Genomic DNA, 20,438 nt, shown 5'->3' with positions numbered 1-20,438 from the left:
TGGCCGTCAATCCTTGAGATTGGCGGGATCGAGCGGTGTCTTCAGCCAGGCCTTCGAGCTTTCGTCCAGTTTGCCGTCGGCCAGCATCTTGGCGACCGCATCGTTGACCGCTTGCTTGAGGCGGTCTTCCTTCTTATTGAGGCCGATATGCGAGGGCGAGGTGAGAAGCTGGAATTTCTGCTCCGGCTTCAGTTCCTCCTGGCGAGCCAGCACCTGGGCGCCGACATCGTTGCCGACCACCATCAGTTGGGTCTGGCCCGAGATGAACGCCTGGATGACGGAATTATAGTTGTCGAAACGGCGGATGTCGGCCGAGGCGGGTGCCGCCTCGGTCAGCGAGGTGTCCTCCAGCGTGCCGCGATTGACGGCGATCGACTTGTCGGCAAGGTCTTCCTTGCCTTTGACCGAGAGTGCTGCCGGGCCGATGACGGCGATGTAGTAGGGTGCGTAGGCGGCGGCGAAATCGATCACCTGCTCACGCTCCTTGGAGTAGCCGACGCTCATTAGCAGGTCGACGCGTTTGTCGGTCAGGTACGGAATGCGGTTCTGGCCGGTCACGCTGACCAGATTGAGCTTGACCTTGAGCTGGTCGGCGATGGATTGCGCCACGTCGATGTCGTAGCCCTTGATGCTCATGTCGGCGCTGGCCGAGGAGAAGGGCGGGAAGTCGGAAAAGATGCCGACATTGATCGCACCGGCCTTGGTGATGTCGTCGATGGCGTCGGCATTGACGGCCTGGGTGGTGGAAGCAAGACCGGTCGCCCCGAGCATCAGCACGGCGGCGATGGATGATTTGAGTTTCATGTGAAGTGTCATTGTTATTCCCCTGCTGGAAGCTTGTTTGTTGAATGCGGCCGCCGGCTCCAGCGCGGCGGTCGCCTTTGGGTTCTCTAGTGGACCATGATCTTCTCCGAAAACCGGTTCCCACTTTTCGGGATCATGGTCGAGCGTGTCAGCCCGCTTTGCTGGTGATTGCCGGGCTGAACACCATCAGGCTGAGGATCTCGAACAGCACCTGCGCGCCGGCATGCGCCGTGTTGGTGGTTGCGTCATATTGCGGCGCCACCTCGACGACGTCGCCGCCGACGATATTGAGGCCCTTCAGGCCGCGCAGCAGCTCGAGCACTTCCCGCGTCGTCAGCCCGCCGACCTCCGGCGTGCCGGTGCCCGGTGCGAAGGCCGGATCGATGCTGTCGATGTCGAAGGAGACATAGGTCGGGCCGTCGCCGACTATCCTGCGCGCCTTCTCGATAATGGCGGGAATGCCGAGGCCGGTCACCTCTTCGGCATGCACCACGGTCATACCGGACTCATAGGTGAACTCCCACAGATATTCGGCCGAGCCGCGAATGCCGATCTGGATGGTGCGGCTCGGGTCGAGCACGCCGTCCAGCACCGCGTTGCGGAACGGCCCGCCATGGTGGAACTTGGTCATGTCGAACAGGCCGCTGGTGTCGCAATGGGCGTCGATATGGATCATGCCCACCGGCGCCTTCTTGCCGACAGCCTTCAGGATCGGGTGGCTGATCGAATGGTCGCCGCCGACCGAAAGTGGAAGGACGCCGGCGTCGACGATCTGGTTGGTGCGGCGTTCGATGTCGTCATGGCTGGTCTCCAGCCGGTAGCGGCTCTGGAACGGCACGTCGCCGATGTCGGCGACCTTCAGCTCATGCGTCGGCGCGCATTCCAGCACATGATTGTAGGGGCCGATGCGCTCGATGGCGCGCAACGCCCGTGGCCCGAAACGGGCGCCCGGCCGGTTGGTGACGCCAAGATCCATCGGCACGCCGATCATCGCCACCTGCAGATCGCCGAAATCCGGATTGTCGGCGGCGATTTCACGATAGGGCGCCGCGAGGAAGGTCGGGATGCCGGAATAGGGCGCCAGCCGCGTGCCGGTCTTGGAGAAGATCTTGTCGGCGACACGCTGGAATTTCGGGTCGAACATTTCGCCGCCATGGCTCTCGCCATATTTGCGGCGCAACGCTTCGAGCTTGCCGCGGTCGTAACCCATGTCGGTCCTCCATGGCTGGTGCGGTGCGCGGACGGCGGCCTCGATAGCCGCAGCGTTGGCTGCCTGCAGATTTCACGTCTTGATGCAATGCCTGGGCAAAGTGTCCTGTAGCTGCATTGAAAAATCAATTGATATTGTTAGGGTGTTCGCTGTGAGAAAATCTCACAGAGCTCAGGTTCCAAATGGCCAAGCGTCTGCCACCGCTCAATCCGCTGCGCGCCTTCGAGGCGACGGCGCGCCATGCCTCACTGAGCAAGGCGGCGGCCGAGCTGAACGTCACCCACGGCGCCATCAGTCATCAGATCAAGGCGCTCGAGCAATCATTGGGCGTCAAGCTGTTCGAGCGTGCCGGCCAGCGGGTGAAGCTGACGCCGCACGGCGCCGAGTTGCTGCCGGCGGTGTCGACCGCCTTCGACGGCATTGCCGCCGCCACGCAACGCATGACACGGCCGGCCAGCACCGGCGCGCTGTCGGTATCGTGCGTGCCGGCTCTGCTGTTGCTGTGGATGATCCCGCGGCTGGGCAGCTTCACCTCGCAATATCCGGATATCAGGCTGACGCTGATCCCATCCAATGACGCCAAGGACATCCGCGCCCCGCACATCGATGTCTGCGTGCACTATGGCGACGGCAGCTGGACCGACTGCTGGATGCGCAAATGGTCGGGTCTCGAACTGTTCCCGGTGGTCAGTCCGACGCTGATCAACAACCGCCCGATCCGCACCGTCCGCGACCTCGCCGATCACGTCTTCCTGCATGGCGATGACGGCCGCGAATGGCACACCTGGCTGGCCGCCGCCGACGCACTGGACCTCGAGCGCGGCCGCCGCCATCATCTCGGCGATGCGCGCATGGCGACCGAGGCCGCGGTTCACGGCCATGGCGTGGCGCTCGGCGATACGGTGACGGCAAGCGGACTGCTCGCCAGGGGTCTGCTTGTCGCGCCGTTCAGCCTTTCCGTGCCGGCGGTCGACGATTTCTACGTCGTCTGCCGCAACGAGATGCGGTCGGCGCCGATCGTGCAATTGTTCATCGACTGGCTGTTTGCCGAGAAAGAGCAGGCCGACCGCCGCGCCGACGCGCCGGTGGCAGGTCGCATCGGCATTCGCCGCAAGCGTCCGGCGCTCAAGGTGGTCGGCGCCAAGACCGCATCCTGAGGCCGAAACTGCCGCAGGCGCCGCTCGCCGCAGGGGCTTCTTTTTGTCGGGCCAGCCCGCAAAGCGGGAGGCGCATTCAAAAATTCGATGCTAAGAGGCATTTGGAGTAATTCCAGGAAAGTGCGCAGCGGTTTTCCATCCGGAATTGCGATAGACAAAAGCTAGAGCGAGCAGCGAAGGCGCATTGAGCGATGGCAAAGACCGATATAGCGCGGCGCGTCTACAACCACACCTGGAAGCTCGACCCGATCGTCCGTAGCTTGCTCGACACCGATTTCTACAAGCTTCTGATGCTGCAGATGATCTGGGGCATGTATCCCAAGGTCGACGCCACCTTCTCGCTGATCAATCGAACCACCTCGGTCCGCCTTGCCGAGGAGGTCGATGAGACGGAGCTGCGCGAGCAGCTCGACCATGCCCGCACCTTGCGCTTCTCGAAGAAAGAGATGATCTGGCTCGGCGGCAACACTTTCTATGGCCGCAAGCAGATCTTCGAACCGGAATTCCTCGCCTGGCTGGAAAATTTCCGGCTGCCCGAATACGACCTTTCCAAGCGCGACGGCCAATACGAACTCGCCTTCAGCGGCCCGTGGATGTACACGACGCTGTGGGAGATCCCGGCGCTGGCAATTATCAATGAACTTCGATCTCGCGCGGCCATGCGGGCGTTCGGGCCGTTCGCGCTCGACGTGCTCTATGCCCGCGCCAAGGCCAAGATGTGGGCCAAGACCGAGCGGCTGAAGGCGCTGCCCGGCATCCGCATCTCGGATTTCGGCACCCGCCGCCGCCATTCTTTCCTGTGGCAGCGCTGGTGCGTCGAAGCGTTGAAGGAGGGCATCGGCGAGGCCTTCACCGGCACCTCCAATGTGCTGCTCGCCATGGACAACGATCTCGAGGCGCTCGGCACCAACGCGCATGAACTGCCGATGGTGTTCGCCGCGCTCACCAATTCGGAAAGGGAATTGAAACAGTCGCCCTACAACGTGCTGCGGGACTGGCAGCGCTACTACGGCGGTAACTTGCTTATCGTACTGCCGGACACCTTCGGCACCGCGGCGTTCCTGCGCGATGCACCGGACTGGGTCGCCGACTGGACCGGCTTCCGCCCCGACAGCGCGCCGCCGATCGAAGGCGGCGAGAAGATCATTTCCTGGTGGCGCGAAAAGGGCAAGGACCCCAAGCAGAAGCTGCTCATCTTCTCGGATGGGCTCGAGGTCGAGACCATCGAGGAGACCTACCGCCACTTCCGCGGCAAGGTGCGCATGTCCTTCGGCTGGGGCACCAACCTGACCAATGATTTCGAGGGCTGCGCGCCGACCGAGACCAACCGGCTAGACGCCATCTCGCTGGTCTGCAAGGTCACCGAAGCCAACGGCAGGCCGGCGGTCAAGCTTTCCGACAATCCGGCCAAGTCGACCGGCGACGAGAAAGAGATCGAGCGCTATTTGCGGATATTCGGCCAAAAGGATCGCGTGGAGCAACTGGTGAAAGTGTGAGGTGGGGGAACTCTTGCGTAGTATGAGTTCCTTCGCGCCCCCCTCTGTCCTGCCCGGCAGGACAGAGGGGGGCGCCGTAGAGCGCCGTCGTTACAGTTTAGCTCTCGTCATTGTTGCCTTTGCATTTTCGCCCAGGCCCGCCTTCGCCCACGCCTCCGACCGCGGCCACGTCCTGCTGCTTCCCACCGGCTACTACGTCGTCGGTGGCGCGCTCGCGGTTGCCGCCAGCTTCCTGATCCTCGCTCTACTCCCGCCGGACTCCCTCGACCGCTTCTGGCGCAAACGCCTGCCGCTTTTCGCCTTCGGCGACGGCGCGCGAACTGCCGTCAGCCTGGTATCCTTTGCCGGCTTTGCAATTCTGATTGCCGCCGGCCTGTTCGGCAGCCGCGATCCGCTCTCCAATCCGCTGCCGCTGACCGTATGGACATTGCTCTGGGTTGGCCTGGCTCTGTTGCAGGGGCTCGCCGGCGATCTCTGGTCGTGGGCCAATCCGTGGTACGGGCCGTGCCGCGTCGTCTCGCACCTGTTCGGCAGATCGCAGCCGCAGTTGCTCCCCCAGTGGCTCGGCTATTGGCCGGCTTTCGTGCTGTTCTTCGCCTTCGCCTGGTTCGAGCTGATCGACCCTGCGCCCGACGATCCGGCGCGGCTGGCCTGGGTCGCCGGCGCCTATTGGCTGCTGAGCTTTGCCGCCATGCAGGTCTTCCGATACCGCGACTGGAGCCTGCGCGGTGAGTTCCTGACGGTGTTCTTTTCCATGGTAGGGCACTTCTCCATCGTCGAGCGTAACGAGGACGGCCGGCTCAAACTCTGCTGGCCGGGTGCCAAGCTGCTCGGTGCCGCGCCGCTACCGCTCAGCGGCGTCGCTTTCCTGCTGCATGCGCTATCGTCTGTGTCCTTCGACGGCCTGTCGAAAACCTTCTTCTGGCTAGGCTGGTTCGGCATCAATCCGCTGGAGTTTCCTGGACGCACCGCTTTGATCGGCATAGGCAGTTTCGGCCTTGCGCTGAGCTTTGCCGTGCTTGCGGCGGTGTTCGCGCTCGCCGTCTTTCTTGGCCAGCACCTTGCCGGCAGCAAGCATTCGCTCGGTCACGCCGCCGGGCTTTTGGTCTGGTCGATCGTACCGATCGCGCTCGCCTACCACTTCGCGCATTATCTGACGGCGCTGCTGGTCGACGGCCAATATGCGATTGCCGCTCTTTCCGACCCGTTTGCGCTGGGCTGGAACCTGTTCGGTACCACCGACATGTCAATTGAAGCCGGCGTTGTCGCCGGCGCCGACTCGGCGTGGTGGCTGTGGAACCTCCAGGCCGGCGTCATCATTGCCGGCCACATGCTTGCAGTGCTTGTCGCTCATGGCTTGGCCTGGCGGCTGCATCCCGGTCCGGCTCGCACCGCGCTCAGCCAGTTCCCGCTCACCGTGCTGATGATTGCCTATACCGTCCTCGGCCTATGGCTGCTTGCGACGCCGAGCGCCGGATGAACGAGGTGCGCGATGGCCGTCAATCGAACCTTGGGGAAAGCTCGCTTGCCACGTCAGAGCTTTGGTGATTTAGTTTGTACACATGCAATTTTCGGCCCTCTTAACAAGAGTGGCCTGCCTGCGACAGCCATTGGTCAAAGCTCAAAACAAGGGGAACTGCCGTGACTGACAAGAATGGGTTTTTCGATCTCTCCAGATCCGCTCTCACCCGCCGCACGGCGCTGAAGGGCCTTGCCGCCGGCGCCGGTCTTGCCGTCGCGCCGGGTTTCGTGCGTTACAGCCAGGCGCAGAGCTCGGCGCCGATCAAGATCGGCTTTCAGTCGCACCGCACCGGCATCGGCGCCGCCTATGGCCGCTGGTACGAGAAGACCACGGCCGCTGCCGTCAAGGCTATCAACGATGCTGGCGGCATCAACGGCCGGCCGGTCGAGGTGATCATCGAGGATGACGGCACCGATCCCGGCCGGGGCGCCGAAGTCGTCGGCAAGTTCGCCTCCCAGCACAAGACCGACATCGTCTACGGCACGCTGTTTTCGCATGTCGTCATCGGCTCGGCGCCGGCCGCCGGCGAGGCCAAGATGCCCTATTTCGTCGTTAGCGAAGGCCACCACGTCGCGTCGACCAAGTTGAACCGCTACGTCTTCCAGCCCGGCATCACCGATGTGAAGAGCCAGATCCAGTCGATGGCGCCGTGGATTGCCGCCAATGCCGGCAAGAAGGTGACGCAGATATTTCCCGATTTCGCCTTCGGCTACGACCATCGCGACTACCTGCCGCCGGCCCTGAAGGCGCAAGGCGCCGAGGTCATCGCCCAGATCGCCATCCCCCCGACGGAATCCTCCTTCACCAAATATTTCCCGCAGATCCCCGCGGAGACCGAGGTGATCTACCACGTCATGGTCGGCCCGGCGGTGCTCACCTTCGTCAAGGAGCTCGGCGAATTCTACGGCTCCAATCGGCCACAATTGTTCGGCTTCATCGATTCGCTCGAAGCTACCGACATCAACAGCCCCGGCCTCGAATTCCTTGACGGCAGCCATTTCTGGGAAGGTTCGCCGCGCTACGCGCAGCCTGATGATTCCCCCGCGCAGAAGGCCTACCGCGCCGCCGTCGGCATCGACGACAATGGTGCCGCCGTCGGCGACCCCAAGGACGTCTCCACCGCCGCGCATATGTTCGGCTGCTGGGAAACGCTCTACGTCGTCAAGAAGGCGATGGAGGACGCCGGCTACAAGGGCCCGGAAGACCGCGCCAAGCTGGTCGAGGCGACCGAGGCATTGACCGAGTTCGCCGAAGGGCCCGAGCATCCGCAGGGGCCGAAAACCTTCAACGGCAAGATCCACCAGTGTTTTGGCATCCAGAACATCTCCAAGGTCGAAGGCGGCCGGCTGAATGTCGTCCACAAGACCAAGATCGAGCATGGCCTCTACGAGCCGGAAGGGGATTACACGACGCAGGCGCTGTGAGCTTGGCTGCCGCAGCAAGCGTGAGCGCCAAGACACCCCCCTCTGGCCTGCCGGCCAGGCAGGCAGGCCAGAGGGGGGTGCTTCGCGCATCCGCCGGTGCTTAGCCGATGCACTTCGGACCTCACCTGCTCCTCGCCGCCCTCGAAGGCCTCGTCACCTCCGCCGTGCTGGCGCTGACGGCGCTTGGCTTGTCGCTGGTGTTCGGCGTCATGCGCGTCGTCAATGTCGCGCATGGCGAGTTTTTCATGCTGGGCGCGGTGCTTGCCTGGGCGATTTCTACGGCGATATCCGGCCATCCGGCGCTCGGCTTCCTGGCCGCCCTGGTGCTGGCCCCGCTGATCGTCGGCCTGATCGCGCTGGTCGCCGAACGGCTGGTGCTGCGCCGGCTCAACTATAATCCGGAAGCCACCATCGTCGCCACCATCGGCATGCTCTACATCATCCAGCAATTGGCGCTGACCTTCTACGGCCCGGAGGCGCGGCCGGTCGAGCCGCCGTTCAGCTACCGCATCCTCCTGCCGTGGTTCGGCTATTCCGGCTACAAGCTGTCGATCATCGCCGCGTCGGCGCTGCTGCTGGTCGCGACCTGGCTGGTGCTGACGCGCACGAAAATCGGCCTCGTCATGCGCGCCACGCAATATGACAGCGAGACGGCGCAGGCCTTCGGCATCCCGGTGACCAGAGTCTATGCCGGCGTTTTCGCGCTCGGCGCCATGCTGGCGGCTGTGGCCGCGGTGCTGATCGTGCCGATCAGCCAGGCGCATTATCTGATGGGGCAGGACCCGCTGCTGCTCTCGTTCATCGTCGTCATCATCGGCGGCCTCGGCTCGTTGCGCGGCACGGTGGTCGCCGCGGTGCTGATCGGCCTGTCCGACGGCATTATCTCGGTGTTCTTCTCGCCGACGCTGGCCAAGATCATAGCCACCTTGCTTGTCGCCATGGTGCTGGTGTTCCGGCCGCAGGGCCTGTTCGGGACAGCATCGCGATGAAGGATGCTTCGCCGGCAAAGCCATATGCGCTGCATCTCGGCGTCATCGCCCTGCTTTTCGGGCTTAGTTCTGTCCTGCCGGAATATCATCACGGCCTGCTCGCCCGCATTATGGTGCTGGCGGTCTTCGCCATGGGCTACAATCTGCTGTTCGGCTATGTCGGGCTGCTCAGCCTCGGCCATGCCATGTTCTTTTCAGCCGGGCTCTATGGCGCCGGCCTTGCCGTCATCCATCTCGGCTGGAGCGTGCCGGCCGCCTTCGCAGCCGGGCTTGCCTGCGGCGCGCTGCTTGCGCTGGTGATCGGGCTGCTGGCGCTGCGCACCTCCGGCGTCGCCTTCATGATCGTCACCATGATGTTCGCTCAGGTATTTTATCTCCTCATTCTTTATTTCGCCGCCTGGACCGGCGGCGACCAGGGCTTGGTGGTGCCGCAGCCGATGCGGGTCCTTGTCCTGGGCAGCACGTCATTCGACCTCACCAACGCGACCGTGCGCTATATGAGTGCGCTGGCACTGTTCTCGATCGTGCTGCTCATAAGCCTGGCGATAGTCCGCTCCGGCTATGGCCGTGTGCTGGTCGCCATCCGCGAGAACGAGGAGCGGACCAAGATGCTCGGCTACGACACGTTCTCCAGCAAGCTTGCCGCCGTCGTCATCTCCGGCAGCATCTGCGCGGCTTCCGGCGCCGCCTATGCGCTGCTGTTCGGCTATATCGGCTCGAGCTTCGCTTCGGTGCAGTATTCCATCCTGCCGCTGCTCTGGGTGCTGCTGGGCGGTGCCGCCACCACGCTCGGTCCGCTGATCGGCACGCTGTTCATGTATTATGTCATCGACGTCGCCAGCGGCTACACCTCGGCCTATCTGCTGATCGTCGGCATAGCGCTCATCCTGCTGGTGCTGTTCTTCTCGAGAGGCATTCTCGGCAGCATCCGCCAGCGCTGGCTCGGGTGGTTGCCATGATGCCGCTGCTTACCACCAAAGGCCTGTCGCGCAGTTTCGGCGGCTTGCGCGCCGTCGACGGCGTCGACTTCGCGCTGATGCCGGGCGAGATCCGCGCCATCATCGGCCCCAACGGTGCCGGCAAGACCACCTTCGTCAGCCTGGTCAGCGGCCGTATCCAGCCCTCGTCAGGCATGATCGTCTTCGACGGCGCCGACATCACCAGCCTGCCTGCCTATGCCAGGGTTCGCCTTGGCATCGCCTACACATTCCAGATCACCAGCGTCTTTGCCAATCTCAGCGCCTACGACAATGTTGCCCTGCCGGTGCAGCGCACGCTGACCGACGGCCGCTCGAAGGGCGCGGTTCACACCGGCGTCATGGCGGCTCTCGAGCGCACCGGCCTTGCCGACCGGGCGCAAATGCCGGCCGGGCAATTGTCCTACGGTCACCAGCGGCTGCTGGAAGTGGCAATGGGACTGGCACTGAAGCCGCGGCTGCTGATCCTCGACGAACCGACGCAAGGGCTGGCCGATAGCGAGATCGACAATTTCATCGAGCTGGTGCGCGAGATCGCCGATAGTGCCACCGTGCTTTTGATCGAGCACAAGATGCCGGTGGTCATGCAACTCGCCGACCGCATCACCGTCTTCAACGCCGGCAGGATCTTGGCTGAAGGCACGCCCGAGCAGATCCGCGCCAATGCCGCGGTGCAGGACGCCTATCTGGGGACCACCCATGGCTGAGGTCCAGTTCAAGGCCCAGTCCAAGGCCCAGTCCAAGGCGTTGACCATATCCGGGCTCGATTGCTTCTATGGCGAAGTCCAGGTGCTCTATGGCTTGGATCTTGTGTTGAACGAGGGCGAGGTGCTCTGCCTGTTCGGCCGCAACGGCGCCGGCAAGACGACGACGCTGAAGGCGATCATGGGCCTGGTGCCGGCAAGCGCCGGCTCGATCCGGCTCGAAGGCCGGGAATTGACCGGTCTGCCGGCACATGAGGTGCCCAAGGCTGGCGTCGCCTACGTGCCGCAGGGCCGGCGGCTGTTCGCCGAGATGACCGTGGCGGAAAACATCGAGATCGGCCTGATGGCCCGCAACAAGGGCAAGGCGACGCGCGAGAACGTGCTCGATCTTTTCCCGCTGCTGCGCCAGCGCCTCAGGCAGCGTTCGGGCACGCTATCCGGCGGCGAGCAGCAGATGCTGGCCATGGCCCGCGCCCTGTGTCTGGAACCGCAGGTGCTCCTGCTCGATGAACCGACCGAAGGGCTGATGCCGTCGATGATCGCCAGGATCCGTGAAACCGTGTCGAAACTGCGAGCGCTCGGCGTGTCGACAATTCTTGTCGAGCAGCGCGTCGATGCCGTGCTCTCGGTCGCGGACCGCGTTTGCTTCATCGAAAACGGCCGCAACCGCGAGACGGTCGATGTCGAGGAACTGCGTGCCGATCCCTCGGCGGTCCGTCGCTATGTCGGCGTCGGCTGATCAGGCAAAAAACAGCAAGCCGGCGAGCAGGAAAGTCGGGATCAGCACGGCGCCCGACCACGCCATATAGCCAAAGAAGCTCGGCATCTTGATGCCGCGATGCCTTGCAATGGCGTAGACCATGAAATTCGGCGCGTTGCCGACATAGGTGTTGGCGCCCATGAACACCGCGCCTGCCGAGATCGCCGCCAGCGTCGAGGCGAGCTCGGTCATCAGATGCTGCGCATCGCCGCCGGCCAGTTCGAAGAACACCAGATAGGTCGGCGCATTGTCGAGGAAGGACGACAGCGCTCCGGTCAGCCAGAAATACGCGAGATTGTCGGGCGCGCCGGTCGGCGAACTGACCAGCAGCACCAACGGCGCCAGCGCGCCATCGAGGCCGGCCCGCAATATGGCGACGACCGGAACGATGCAGATGAAGATGCTGGCGAACAGCTTCGCCACCTCGGCGATCGGCCCCCAGCTGAAGGCGTTTGCGCCGCGAAACTCCTTCGGCGAGACGACAAGCGACATGAAGGCCAGTATCAGGATGGCGGCGTCGCGCACCAGATTCTGCAGCTCGAGGCTGACGCCCTGAAAAGCGAAACTCACTCCCGGCCTCCAGGCAGCGGAAATCAGGATCGCGGCGATTACGCCGGCCAGCAGCGGGATGTTGGCCAGGCCGCGAATGCGCACCTTGCTGTCGGGCGTCGGATCCTTGATCTTCGGCGCGCCTTCCTCCCGATGATGCATGATGATGTCGATAGCCAGGAAAACCACCAGCACCACGCCGGCGACGAACAGCGTCTCGGGCAACAAGTGAACTGTCGTCCAGAAGAAATCGACGCCGCGCAGAAAGCCGACGAACAGCGGCGGATCGCCGAGCGGCGTCAGCGAGCCGCCGATGTTGGACACCAGGAAGATGAAGAAGATGACGACATGGGCGTTGAAGCGCCGGTTATCGTTGGCGCGGATGAGCGGCCGGATCAGGATCATCGAGGCGCCGGTTGTGCCGATGATCGAGGCAAGCACCGCCCCGCCCAGCAACAGCCCGGCATTGACCAGCGGCGTGCCGTGTATGTTGCCGGCAACGAAGATGCCGCCCGAAATGGTGAACAGCGCAAACAGCAGGATGATGAACGACATGTATTCGGTGAGCAGCGCATGCAGCACCGCCTGCGTGGCCGACGGGATGCCGAAGGCGATTGCCAGCGGCCCGATCACCAATACTGCCCAGAAGGCAGCGATCTTGCCGTAATGGTGCTCCCAGGCATGATGGAACAGCAGCGGGCCGGTCGCGATGCAAAGCAACAGCCCGGCAAAGGGCAACACCCACCACAGCGACATGGCGGCGCCCGGCAATTCGTGCGCTTCGGCCGCGAGAACCGCTCCCGGAGAAAGGATTGCGGCAATAAGTGCAGCACTTGCCGTCAACGCCGCAAACCGCATGAAGCCCTCAAAAGTCTGTCAGGTTCGGCTGGATGACGTTCAAATCAGTGCCACGCCGGCATCGCGCATCCGGCCCAGCATCGTCTCCATGGAGCCGTTGAGATCGATGCCGCGGCAGGCGTCGAGCCGCACTGATGTCGCAAAACCGAGCTTGACCGCGTCGAGCGCCGAAAAGGCAACGCAGAAATCCGTCGCCAGGCCGACCAGGGTCAGCGTATCGATATTCCGCTCCCGGAGATAGCCGGCAAGGCCGGTCGGCGTCGTCCGGTCGTTCTCGAAGAATGCCGAATAGCTGTCGATCGCAGGACGGAACCCCTTGCGGATCACCAGCTCGGCCTTGCTCCAGGCCAAGCCGGAATGGAAGTCCGAACCAAGGCTGCCCTGGATGCAGTGATCAGGCCACAGCGTCTGCTCGCCATAAGGCATGTCGATCGTTTCGAACGGTCGCTTGCCGGGGTGGCTGGAGGCAAAGCTCGAATGGCCGGCAGGGTGCCAGTCCTGCGTCAGCAGGACGTGCTCGGTCCGCCGGATGAGATCATTGACCAACGGCACGATTTCGTCGCCACCGGCCACTTCCAGGGCGCCACCCGGGCAGAAATCGTTCTGCAGGTCGATAATGACAAGCGCTTCGTCGGCCATGGAGCCTCCTTATTTTCTTCGTCCTGAGCTTAGGCTCCAATGAAAACGCGACCGGACGCAGAAACTTGACCAGATGGCCGGCTGCGTCAACCTCTCACGGCATAACAAATGCGTTCCGGGCGCACCGGTGCCAACAGCGCTGCAAACTCTGGCTTTGACAATTCCTGCCGGCTTGATATCATTTGCATACGAATGAATTTCCTGCCTTGAATGCTCGGGAAGGTCTTTCGGCAGGATCCCCTCTCGGGAAGCCCATTCTGGGAAGGCAAAGCGTGATCCGTTACGCAAAACCCACCACGGTCGACGACGCCCTCGCGTTGCTGGGCGAAGGGCAATGGCGCATCCTTGCCGGTGGTACCGATTTCTATCCGGCTCAAGGCAGCAAGCCTTTCCGCGACAATGTCCTCGACATCAATGGCCTGGCGGCATTGCGCGGCATTGCCGAAGCCGAGAACCATTGGCTCATTGGCGCCCGCACCGCCTGGACCGATCTCGTCCGTCATCCACTGCCGGCGGCCTTCGACGCGCTGAAGCAGGCGGCGCGGGAAGTTGGCTCGGTGCAGATCCAGAACGTTGCCTCGATAGCCGGCAATCTCTGCAATGCCTCGCCGGCCGCCGACGGTGTGCCGGCGCTGCTGGTGCTCGATGCCGAAGTCGAACTGCGTTCCTCGGTCGCGACTCGGCATTTGCCCCTTGCAAAGTTCATTCTTGGTAACCGTCGCACCGCTCTGCAGTCCGGCGAAATGGTGACGGCAATCCGTATTCCCAAACCTGCGACCGCCGGCGGCTCCGCCTTCGTGAAACTCGGCGCGCGGCGTTATCTCGTCATCTCCATCGCCATGGCTGCCGCACGCCTGGCCGTCGAAGATGGTATTGTCAGGAAAGCGGCCGTCGCCGTCGGGTCCTGCTCGGTCGTCGCCAGGCGCCTGGCGGGCGTCGAGGCGGCGCTGCACGGCCTGCCCGTCGGCCCCGCGCTGGCCACTGCGATCCAATCCGCGCCGATGGACGAGCTGTCGCCGATCGGCGACGTGCGCGGCAGCGCCGAATATCGGCTGGATGCCGCGCGCGAGATCGTCGTCCGCGCCGTGCTTGGTGCTGTGGGCGCAATCCTTGGCGAAAGGGCGGCGGCCTGATGGGGATAGAGCGCACCGACATCGCCTTCGAGGTCAATGGCGCCGCCGTCAGCGTTTGCGTGCCGCCGGTGCGGCGGCTGTCCGCGGTGTTGCGCGACGAGCTGCGGCTGACCGGCACCAAGATCGGCTGTGATGCCGGCGATTGCGGCGCCTGCACGGTGCTGGTCGACGGCGAGCCGGTCTGCGCCTGCCTGATGCCCGCTGCTTCCGCCTCCGGCACCGTCGTGACGACCGTCGAAGGTCTCGGCAATGGCAGGCTGTCGGCACTGCAGGCCTCGTTTCTCAGCCATGGCGCAGCACAGTGCGGCGCCTGCACGCCCGGCCTGCTGGTCGCCGCAACGGCACTCCTGGACAGGACGCCTTACCCGAGCGAGGCTGAAACGCAGGATGCGCTCGGCGGTGTACTCTGCCGCTGCACCGGCTACCGCAAGATCGTCGCGGCGGTGATGGATGCTTGGCACCACGACGGCGGTCTCGATCAGCGCATGCCATCCTCTGGCCACGCCGTCGGCTCCTCCCCGATCCGCCTCGATGGCGTGCCGAAAGTCACTGGCAGCGAAAAATTCGGCGGCGATTCCTTCCCCGCCGATGCGCTGTGGGTGCTGGTGGTCCGCTCACCGCACTATCATGCCGCCTTCAGCTTCGGCGATCTCGGCAGCTGGGTGAAATCCCGTCCCGGCATCGCCGGCGTCTTCACCGCCGCCGACATTCCGGGAAAGAATTGTTTCGGCGTCATCGCGCCCTTCGCCGACCAGCCGGCGCTCGCCGAAGGGGTTTCGCGCTTTCGCGGCGAGGCGGTGGCGCTGGTTGCCGGCGAACGCGAGGCTATCCTCGATCTCGACCTGGCCGATTTCCCTGTCAGTTGGACCGAGTTGCCGCATTTTCTGGAAACTGGCGAAGCGCAGGCCGGCGGCGCGCCACTGGTCCATGAAAACCGGCCCGCGAACCTGCTCACCTCCGGCTTTGTCGAGCGTGGCGACCCCGAAGCCGCGCTTGCCGGTGCGGCTTTCGTCGTTTCTGGCGCCATCGACACCTCCTATGTCGAGCACGCCTATATCGAACCGGAAGCCGGCTATGCCTTCATGGACGACGACACGCTGGTCGTCGTCGCCTGCACGCAGGCGCCCTATATGGACCGTGACGACACGGCAAAAGTGCTCGGCCTTACCCCGGAAAAGGTGCGCATCGTGCCGACCGCGACCGGCGGCGGCTTCGGCTCGAAGCTCGACGTCTCCCTGCAACCGCTCATCGGCCTCGTCGCCATGAAAACCGGCCGGCCGGCGGCGCTCGCCTACAGCCGCACCGAATCGATGATCTCGACCACCAAGCGCCATCCGGCCCTGATGAGAGCGAGCATCGGCGCCGATGCCGACGGCCGTGTCACCGGCATGATCTTCGCCGGCGATTTCAACACCGGCGCCTATGCCAGCTGGGGGCCGACGGTCGCCAACCGCGTGCCGGTGCACGCCTCCGGCCCCTATGCTACGCCGAACTATCGCGCCGAAGGCCGTGCCATCCACACCAACGGCCCGATTGCCGGCGCCTTTCGCGGTTTCGGCGTGCCGCAGGCGACGATCATGCAGGAGACCCTCTATGACGAGCTGGCCGACAAGCTCGGCATGGATCGGCTCGACTTTCGCCTGAAGAACTGCCTTCGGAACGGATCCGAAACAGTTACCGGGCAGCGGCTTGAGTCGGGCGTCGGCATTGCCGACTGCCTGGAGGCCCTCCGTTCACATTGGCAGCGTGCCGTTCGCGATGCCGAAGCGTTCAATGCCGGTAGCAGCATCAAAAAACGCGGCGTCGGCATCGCTTCTTGCTGGTACGGCTGCGGCAACACCTCGCTGCCCAATCCGTCGACCATCAAGGTCGGCATCTCGATATCGGGCGAAGTCGTCCTGCATCAGGGGGCGGTCGATATCGGGCAAGGCTCCAACACCGTCATCGCGCAGATCTGCGCCGACGCGTTGGGTCTGCCATTGGAGAAGTTGCGGCTGAAAGGCGCCGATACGGCGATCACCCCCGACGCCGGCAAGACCTCGGCCTCGCGCCAGACTTTCGTCACCGGCAAGGCCGCCGAAAAGGCCGGCCGCGCCTTGCGCGAAGAGATCTTGCGTTTCGCCAATGTCTCGCAAAAGGCGGCGATTGCGCTGGACGGCACAAGTCTGAGCATCAGGGAAGGCGAAGCGACGCGCCGCATTGATCTTTCCTCGCTGAAGGCAGACGCCGAAGGTTTTGTCTTCCGGGCCGAGGAAAGCTACGACCCGCCGACGCAGCCGCTCGATGCCAAAGGTCAGGGCAAGCCTTACGCCGTCTATGGTTATGGCGCTCAGATCGCCGAACTGGAGGTCGACCTCAAGCTCGGCACCGTGAAGCTGATAAAAATCACCGCCGCCCACGATGTCGGCAAGGCCATCAATCCCTTGCTTGCCGAGGGCCAGATTGAGGGTGGCATCGCCCAGGGCATCGGCATGGCGCTGATGGAAGAGTATATCCCCGGCCGCACCGAAAACCTGCACGACTATCTGATCCCGACGATCGGCGACGTGCCGCCGATCGAGACCATCCTGATAGAAGTTCCGGATCCGGAAGGACCGTTCGGAGCCAAGGGCTTGGGCGAGCATGTGCTGATCCCGACGGCGCCGGCGATCCTCAACGCCATCCGCCATGCAACAGGTGTGCTGGTCACCAAAATTCCGGCGACGCCGACCCGCATCCGCGCCGCCATCCTCGACAAGGAGGCGTGCCGATGAGCGAGCTTGCCGAACGTTTCGAGACACATGATCCCGGCGAGAAGCTGGTGGCCGAGAAGATCCGCTGCGATGCCTGTCCGGTCATGTGCTACATCGCCGATGGCCGCACTGGCGCCTGCGATCGCTACGGCAATGTTGGAGGCAGGATCGTGCGGATGGATCCGCTGACCATCCTCGACCACGCGGCCGAGACCGGCGCCGCAATCGTACCCTTTGCCGAGGAAGGCGAGGCATGGGACGGCGAACTGGTCAACACCGGCCGCCGCTTCGTCACCGCCATCGGCGCCGGCACCACCTATCCCGATTACAAGCCGGCGCCTTTCATCGTCAGCCAGGAGGTCGAGGGCGTCGATCTGGTCACCGTCGTCACCGAGGGCATCTTCTCCTATTGCGGCGTCAAGGTGAAGATCGACACCGATCGTCATATCGGCCCCGAAACGGCGACGGTCCGTGCCCAAGGCGAGGCGATCGGCCATGTCACCACCGGCGAATACGGCTCGCAGATGCTGTCGCTGGGCGGCGTACATCATTTGACCGGCGGCTCGAAGGCTGAAGGGCGCGCCACCTGTGACGCCATGCTCGCCCTGTGCAACCGCAAACCGGTCGAGCTCGTCATCGACGGCGGCGCCACCGTCATCGTCGAAGCCGGCAAGCCGCCGGTCATCGACGGCAAGCTCGAGCAGCGCATGCGTGTCGGCTGCGGTTCGGCCACCATCGGCATGTTCGCCACCCAGTGGCGTGGCCTTGTCGACGAGGTGGTGGTTGTCGACGACCATATCACCGGCGTCGTCTCCGAGCATCAGGCCGGCAAGGTGCTTGGCTGGCAGGATACCGGCATCAAGATCATCGGCCGCCGTTCGACGCCGGGCCGTTATTTCAAGGTGTCGGAGCCCGGCCTCGGCTGGGGCGGCACCAGTATTTCCGACCCGCTGTCGATCCTTGGTGAATGGAACGCCAAAAAGGGTGCGCGCCCCGGCATGTCCCTGCTGATGGTCTCGACCACCGGCGAGCAATTCGCCTATTACGAGCTCGACGACGAATTGAAGCCTGTGCAGAAACCGTTCCCGGAGCGGCTGCGGAAGTCGGTCGAACTGATTGAGGACAATTGCGAGCCGGCGCTCTGCACCGTGCTTTTCGTCGGCGGCGCCGGCGGGTCGCTGCGCGCCGGCGTCACCGAGAACCCGGTCAATCTGACCCGCTCGGTGCAGGGCCTCAAGACCTATGTGACGGTCGGCGGCGCGCCGGTCTATGTCTGGCCGGGCGGCGGCATCACGCTGATGGTCGACGTCACCCGCGTGCCGGAAGGCGCCTTCGGCTATGTGCCAACGCCGGCGCTGGTGGCGCCGATCGAGTTCACCATGCGCCGCGACGATTATGTCAGGCTTGGCGGCTACGAAGCCGAAATCCGCAGCGTCGACGATATCCTGGCCAAGGGCGGCGAATATCTCAATCCGCGCCGCGGCACGGCCGCACCCCTGGACAATCCCTGGCCGCCGCTGGCTCAGTTGCGTCGCGCGGCCGCAAACGGGGCCGGGCGATGAACGGCCCGCAGGCGCATTGGCTCGAGGACGGCCGGAGGCTTCACCTCAATCATGGGCCGATCGACCTGATCGTCGAGGCCTTCGGCGAGGCGAGTGAATGCAGCGCCGCATATCATCAGGCAGTGGCGCGCTTCCAGACAATCCTGGTTGAACTGGTCGAAGAGTTGCCCGAACTGCGGCGCCCGGCCAGCTCGCGGCCACGTGCTTTCGCTGGCCCGACGGCGCGCCGCATGGAAGCGGCGGTCGTTCCGCTAGCGAAACAATTCATTACACCGATGGCGGCCGTCGCCGGCTCGGTAGCCGACGAAGTGCTTGGCGCGCTGCTTGCCGGCCGCCGGCTCGAGCGCGCCTATGTCAACAATGGCGGCGACAGCGCGATCCATCTCGGCAACGGGCAGTCGATGACGCTTGCCATTGCCGGGACAGGTCATGGGTTGGCAGATCGTCTCACGATCCGCGCCGAAGACGGGATCCGCGGCGTCGCGACAAGCGGCTGGCGCGGCCGCTCCTTTTCGCTGGGCATCGCCGACGCGGTCACGGTGCTGGCGCGAACGGGTGCTGAAGCCGATGCCGCCGCGACCTTGATCGCCAACGCCGTCGACCTGCCCGGTCATCCGGCCGTTAGGCGCGTACGGGCGCGCGATCTCGCACCTGACAGCGACCTCGGCGACCGTTTGGTGACGCAGGGCGTGGGGCTGCTTTCCGCCGCTGAAATCGCTATTGCGCTGGAAGGCGGATTTGCCGTTGCCGAGGAGTTTCGGCGGCGCGGCCTGATTGCCGCCGCGGCACTTTTCCTCGGCGGTCAGGCGCGCATCGCAGGTCCGATGGCGCTCGCCAATAAAGTTTTAGAGAGGGAAATTGCTCATGCCTGAGTTTCCGATCCGCAAGATCGCCGTGCTGACCGAAGAGATTTTTCACGAAGGCGGGCCGGTGGCGAAGGTGCCGCGGCGCCGCGCGGCGGCCATGGCTGTGGTCAAGAACCCGTTCGCCGGCCATTACGTCGAGGAACTGCAGAGCGCCATGGAGGATTTGAAGCCGCTCGGGCTGCTGCTCTCCGACAGGCTTATTGCCGCATTGGGCGGCGACGTCAAACAGATCGACGGTTACGGCAAGGGCGCCATCGTCGGCATGGCGGGCGAGTTGGAGCATGGCGCGCTGTGGCATGTGCCGGGCGGCTATGCCATGCGCGAACGGCTCGGCGACGCCAAGGCGATCGTGCCCTCGGCGAAGAAGGTCGGCGGCTTCGGCGCGCGGCTCGATGTGCCGCTCGGCCACATCAACGCCGCCTATGTGCGCAGCCATTTCGATGCCATGGAAATCGGCATCAGCGATGGCCCCCGTCCCGACGAGATCCTGTTTTGCCTCGCCATGACCTGCGGCCCGCGCGTGCACGACCGCATGGGTGGGCTGGCGGCCAAGGACATTAAGGCATGGGATGGGCTGCGGTGAGCGCCGAGGACAATCTGCTCAAGCTGGTCGAGGCCGAGGAGCCTGACGAAAACGACTATCGCTTGCAGGAGCAGGTCGGCTTCATTCTGCGCAAGGCGCATCAGCGCCATGTCTCGATCTTCGCCGCACACATCGCCGATCTGACGCCGCCGCAATTTGCCGCTTTGGCCAAATTGCGCGACGTCGGCGAGACCTCGCAGAACCAGCTTGGCAGCCTGATCGCCATGGATGCGGCGACCGTGAAGGGCGTCATCGACCGGCTGAGAGCGCGTGGCTTTGTCGAACTTAGCAAACACGAAGTCGACAAACGGCGCCTGCTGGTCAATCTGACCGCTGAGGGGCGCGACGCGATCGAGCGGCTGATCCCGCTTGCCCGTGAGATTACGCAGGAAACGCTGGCGCCGCTTTCTGCCAAGGAAGCGGCCATTTTCATGAAGCTGCTGGCCAAGCTGGCTTAATCTGCTGCCTGCCGG

At 64.1% G+C, this 20,438-nt stretch carries 18 protein-coding genes; 14 read left to right on the top strand and 4 right to left on the bottom strand.

Going from position 1 to position 20,438, the window contains the following annotated elements; translation table 11 throughout:
* Positions 1–6: 6 nt before the first annotated feature.
* Together NKJ12_RS01290 and speB are read right to left on the bottom strand one after the other, a co-directional pair.
* On the bottom strand, positions 7–816 hold the full coding sequence (locus NKJ12_RS01290) for a transporter substrate-binding domain-containing protein (RefSeq protein ID WP_352701025.1): 810 nt from the start codon (positions 814–816) through the stop codon (positions 7–9).
* A gap of 136 nt (positions 817–952) precedes the next feature.
* Entirely contained in the window at positions 953–2,014 is a 1,062-nt protein-coding gene (speB, locus tag NKJ12_RS01285) for an agmatinase (protein ID WP_352701024.1), read from the bottom strand.
* Positions 2,015–2,196: 182 nt separating this feature from the next.
* Between speB and gcvA the strand changes: the two genes are divergently transcribed.
* From gcvA to NKJ12_RS01245, 8 genes are all read left to right on the top strand, one after another.
* Positions 2,197–3,171, top strand: a complete 975-nt coding sequence (gcvA, locus tag NKJ12_RS01280) for a transcriptional regulator GcvA (RefSeq protein WP_352701022.1) — start codon at positions 2,197–2,199, stop codon at positions 3,169–3,171.
* A 191-nt stretch (positions 3,172–3,362) separates the two neighbouring features.
* Positions 3,363–4,667 (top strand): nicotinate phosphoribosyltransferase, encoded by a 1,305-nt coding sequence (gene pncB / locus NKJ12_RS01275; RefSeq protein ID WP_352701021.1) that lies wholly within the window; start codon positions 3,363–3,365, stop codon positions 4,665–4,667.
* Between the two features lie 22 nt (positions 4,668–4,689).
* The gene (locus NKJ12_RS01270; protein ID WP_352701020.1) at positions 4,690–6,147 is read left to right on the top strand and encodes a hypothetical protein; all 1,458 of its coding nucleotides are present in this window, start codon (positions 4,690–4,692) and stop codon (positions 6,145–6,147) included.
* 161 nt (positions 6,148–6,308) lie between these two features.
* Complete coding sequence (locus NKJ12_RS01265) at positions 6,309–7,613, top strand: ABC transporter substrate-binding protein (RefSeq protein WP_352701019.1); 1,305 nt, start codon at positions 6,309–6,311, stop codon at positions 7,611–7,613.
* Positions 7,614–7,720: 107 nt separating this feature from the next.
* On the top strand, positions 7,721–8,602 hold the full coding sequence (locus NKJ12_RS01260; protein ID WP_352701018.1) for a branched-chain amino acid ABC transporter permease: 882 nt from the start codon (positions 7,721–7,723) through the stop codon (positions 8,600–8,602).
* Positions 8,599–9,561, top strand: a complete 963-nt coding sequence (locus tag NKJ12_RS01255; RefSeq protein WP_352701017.1) for a branched-chain amino acid ABC transporter permease — start codon at positions 8,599–8,601, stop codon at positions 9,559–9,561. Before NKJ12_RS01260 ends, NKJ12_RS01255 begins: the two co-directional genes overlap by 4 nt.
* On the top strand, positions 9,558–10,286 hold the full coding sequence (locus NKJ12_RS01250) for an ABC transporter ATP-binding protein (RefSeq protein WP_352701016.1): 729 nt from the start codon (positions 9,558–9,560) through the stop codon (positions 10,284–10,286). The genes NKJ12_RS01255 and NKJ12_RS01250 overlap by 4 nt, the downstream gene beginning before the upstream one ends.
* The gene (locus tag NKJ12_RS01245) at positions 10,279–11,022 is read left to right on the top strand and encodes an ABC transporter ATP-binding protein (protein WP_352701014.1); all 744 of its coding nucleotides are present in this window, start codon (positions 10,279–10,281) and stop codon (positions 11,020–11,022) included. The genes NKJ12_RS01250 and NKJ12_RS01245 overlap by 8 nt, the downstream gene beginning before the upstream one ends.
* On the opposite strand, the gene NKJ12_RS01240 is transcribed toward NKJ12_RS01245, so the two are convergent.
* The gene (locus NKJ12_RS01240) at positions 11,023–12,450 is read right to left on the bottom strand and encodes a sodium:proton antiporter (RefSeq protein WP_352701013.1); all 1,428 of its coding nucleotides are present in this window, start codon (positions 12,448–12,450) and stop codon (positions 11,023–11,025) included. It abuts the gene before it with no gap.
* Positions 12,451–12,489: 39 nt separating this feature from the next.
* A complete protein-coding gene (gene pncA, locus NKJ12_RS01235) occupies positions 12,490–13,089 on the bottom strand; it encodes a bifunctional nicotinamidase/pyrazinamidase (RefSeq protein ID WP_352506043.1) in 600 nt (199 codons plus the stop codon).
* A 272-nt stretch (positions 13,090–13,361) separates the two neighbouring features.
* Here pncA and NKJ12_RS01230 point away from each other — a divergent pair, with 272 nt between their 5' ends.
* From NKJ12_RS01230 to NKJ12_RS01205, 6 genes are read left to right on the top strand one after another with little or no spacing between them, the layout of a single operon-like run.
* Positions 13,362–14,222, top strand: a complete 861-nt coding sequence (locus NKJ12_RS01230) for an FAD binding domain-containing protein (RefSeq protein ID WP_352701012.1) — start codon at positions 13,362–13,364, stop codon at positions 14,220–14,222.
* Positions 14,222–16,975 (top strand): molybdopterin-dependent oxidoreductase, encoded by a 2,754-nt coding sequence (locus NKJ12_RS01225; RefSeq protein WP_352701011.1) that lies wholly within the window; start codon positions 14,222–14,224, stop codon positions 16,973–16,975. The genes NKJ12_RS01230 and NKJ12_RS01225 overlap by 1 nt, the downstream gene beginning before the upstream one ends.
* Entirely contained in the window at positions 16,972–18,516 is a 1,545-nt protein-coding gene (locus tag NKJ12_RS01220) for a 6-hydroxynicotinate reductase (RefSeq protein ID WP_352647835.1), read from the top strand. Before NKJ12_RS01225 ends, NKJ12_RS01220 begins: the two co-directional genes overlap by 4 nt.
* A complete protein-coding gene (locus tag NKJ12_RS01215) occupies positions 18,513–19,388 on the top strand; it encodes a UPF0280 family protein (RefSeq protein ID WP_352701010.1) in 876 nt (291 codons plus the stop codon). Before NKJ12_RS01220 ends, NKJ12_RS01215 begins: the two co-directional genes overlap by 4 nt.
* Entirely contained in the window at positions 19,381–19,965 is a 585-nt protein-coding gene (locus NKJ12_RS01210; RefSeq protein ID WP_352539936.1) for an amino acid synthesis family protein, read from the top strand. The genes NKJ12_RS01215 and NKJ12_RS01210 overlap by 8 nt, the downstream gene beginning before the upstream one ends.
* Positions 19,962–20,423: a MarR family winged helix-turn-helix transcriptional regulator gene (locus NKJ12_RS01205; protein ID WP_352701405.1), complete on the top strand. Its 462-nt coding sequence runs from the start codon at positions 19,962–19,964 to the stop codon at positions 20,421–20,423. The genes NKJ12_RS01210 and NKJ12_RS01205 overlap by 4 nt, the downstream gene beginning before the upstream one ends.
* Positions 20,424–20,438 lie beyond the last annotated feature (15 nt).

This window comes from Mesorhizobium sp. M0195, assembly GCF_040322115.1.
Lineage (GTDB): Bacteria > Pseudomonadota > Alphaproteobacteria > Rhizobiales > Rhizobiaceae > Mesorhizobium.
Note: the sequence above shows the minus strand (reverse complement) of the source record. Positions and strands in the feature narration are given on the sequence as shown.